The 2,059-nt window shown below is 42.7% G+C and carries 3 protein-coding genes and 1 pseudogene; 1 reads left to right on the top strand and 3 read right to left on the bottom strand.

Annotated elements, in window-relative coordinates:
* Positions 1-76, bottom strand: a pseudogene (locus R7070_RS24585) (SMR family transporter); the annotation flags it as partial.
* On the opposite strand from R7070_RS24585, the gene R7070_RS24580 reads away from it, so the two are divergent.
* Positions 57-254, top strand: coding sequence for a cupin domain-containing protein (locus R7070_RS24580; protein ID WP_000347577.1), 198 nt, complete (start codon positions 57-59; stop codon positions 252-254). The pseudogene R7070_RS24585 and the gene R7070_RS24580 overlap by 20 nt on opposite strands.
* 568 nt (positions 255-822) lie before the next feature.
* On the opposite strand, the gene catA is transcribed toward R7070_RS24580, so the two are convergent.
* Both catA and R7070_RS24570 read right to left on the bottom strand, forming a co-directional pair.
* Positions 823-1,464 carry a type A chloramphenicol O-acetyltransferase gene (catA, locus tag R7070_RS24575; RefSeq protein WP_001011941.1) on the bottom strand — a complete coding sequence of 214 codons (642 nt, stop codon included), beginning with the start codon at positions 1,462-1,464 and terminating at the stop codon, positions 823-825.
* 149 nt (positions 1,465-1,613) lie between these two features.
* Complete coding sequence (locus tag R7070_RS24570) at positions 1,614-1,817, bottom strand: hypothetical protein (protein ID WP_197465993.1); 204 nt, start codon at positions 1,815-1,817, stop codon at positions 1,614-1,616.
* Between the last annotated feature and the right edge of the window lie 242 nt (positions 1,818-2,059).

The raw sequence follows: 2,059 nt of genomic DNA, 5'->3' as shown, positions 1-2,059 counted from the left end.
CTGTAATTATGACGACGCCGAGTCCCGACCAGACTGCATAAGCAACACCGACAGGGATGGATTTCAGAACCAGAGAACATGTCATTGTACTGGAAGGCGCATTACAACTGCGGCTGGGGGATGAGTGGCACACCGTTTCTGCCGGGGAATCCCTGCGCTTCCATGCGGATATCCCGCACGCTTACGCCAATCCCGGTAAGGCCATTGTGACACTGCATAATCTGATCCATTATCCGCGCCCGGCGGACAAATAAAAAAGCAGGGTATAATAAATATACCCCGCTTTGACTTAACGGATCGTCTTACTTTATTTGTAAAATAAAACCAAAATAAATATGTGTTAAGCTTAACTTATTATATATCATCCTTATACCAACCGGGATGATATGTTTATACTGAACAGAAAAGCATGCCATTCAGAATACTATCTTCTGTTATATATGGCGGTTTATTTATTGTTTAATTACACACACTCAGGCATATCACTATGCTATCGTGATGTTTTCACTGGTGTTGTTACTACTGCCTTTACGGCATTTTGGTGTTGTTCAAAATGACTGTCGCAGCAGTCTTTCTGGTGTCTTAAATACTATTATTATAACTGCATCTGGTGTTGTTAATATTATTGTTACTGCTTACTTTATTATTATTGCTGTCAGTCTTTGCTGTTTCTTTTTTATTAAGGGTATTACCAAACTGCGGGGGCATTATCGTACAGTGATCCTGAACCATTCTGAAACGAAATTACAGATTACGGTTAAAATATAAAAAAAAGCCACCATTCCTGCCGGATACGGTGGCTTAAATACAGAATTAATTAATTTATTTCAGTATGTTATCACACATCAGCTGAAGTGTATTAATAAACCGTGCTGCATGAAAGCCATCACAGACTGCATGATGAACCTGTACAGAAACAGGTAATAATACGCGGTCACCTTCCTGCTGAAACTTTGCCATCGTAAAAACCGGGGCAAAATAATCATCATTTCCGGTGATGTTCAGGTTAAATCCGTCAAAACTCACCCACGGTAATGATGATATATTCAGGTGATTCTCCGGTAAATTTCCCTGCGGAAACAATCTGGTATCATGCTGATATTCTGCCGTTACCGCATTATAACCTGCCATAAACTCACTGAGATCCGGAAAATAACGGCAGGACAGTGCAGAGAATGTTTCGGTTTCTTTATGAAAGACAGTAAAGACCGGGTCTGACTGGTCCCAGTAAATAAGTTCATTGTCTTTCAGTGCCATCCGGAACTCCGGAAACTGATTAACAGCCCGGGAGATCAGGTAAATCATCAGCGGATAAAACTTATAACCTGTCTCCGCCAGTGCGGTACGCAAAGCGGTAATATCGAGTTTGGTGGTCAGGCTGAATCCGCATTTATTCTGCTGACGATAAAGGGCAAAGTGTTCCCTGCGATTCCAGGTATTCAGGTCAATCCGGGTAAAATTCATGGTTATTCCTTCTGATTAATAGTGAAAAATATTAATAATCAGAAGGCAGTCTGGTTGTCTCAATGGGTAACATTCCGTCCTCCGTAAGCTGTTTGGTATTCAGTAATAATACCCTATACGGGCTTAATCTGTATTAAGCCCGGCTTTATTTATTCCGGCCAATCATCCGCAAACACATAGCGGATCAGTTCTGCGGATTCACGGGGCGGTGCTCTCAGCACATCCGCCATTAAATCAATCTCCATCTGACAGGTTTGCAGCTTGTCTTCCGCCGGTACATACGGATCATCCGTCAGGAAACTATCGCCGTATTTATCCATCGACCCCTGTATTTGTGCCGAAAATAAAGTCACGGTACTCTCCGGAGGCCTTTTTCATATCCGGCGGGCCTGACACTTCCGGATGCAGCACACGAAAACAGAAGTCACCGGAACACGCCATTCTGAGAAAACTGTCACTAATCTGTTTTATTCCGCAAACAGAAAACCACCGGATAACCGGGGTATAGGAAGTATAAAGGGTATAGGAAGTATAAACCACCTTTTTGCTCCTCATCCGAAGTATCTTACCTGAAATTCCCTCACTCGTTTACCGC

This window comes from Vibrio sp. 1557, assembly GCF_033340175.1.
Classification (GTDB): Bacteria; Pseudomonadota; Gammaproteobacteria; order Enterobacterales; family Vibrionaceae; genus Vibrio; species Vibrio alginolyticus.
This window is presented reverse-complemented; position numbering and strand designations above follow the sequence as displayed.

Excerpts from the sequence above, each read along its gene's own strand:
- R7070_RS24580 (WP_000347577.1), top strand. The coding sequence starts at position 57 with ATGGATTTCAGAACCAGAGAACATGTCATTGTACTGGAAGGCGCATTA.
- catA (WP_001011941.1), bottom strand. The coding sequence starts at position 1,464 with ATGAATTTTACCCGGATTGACCTGAATACCTGGAATCGCAGGGAACAC.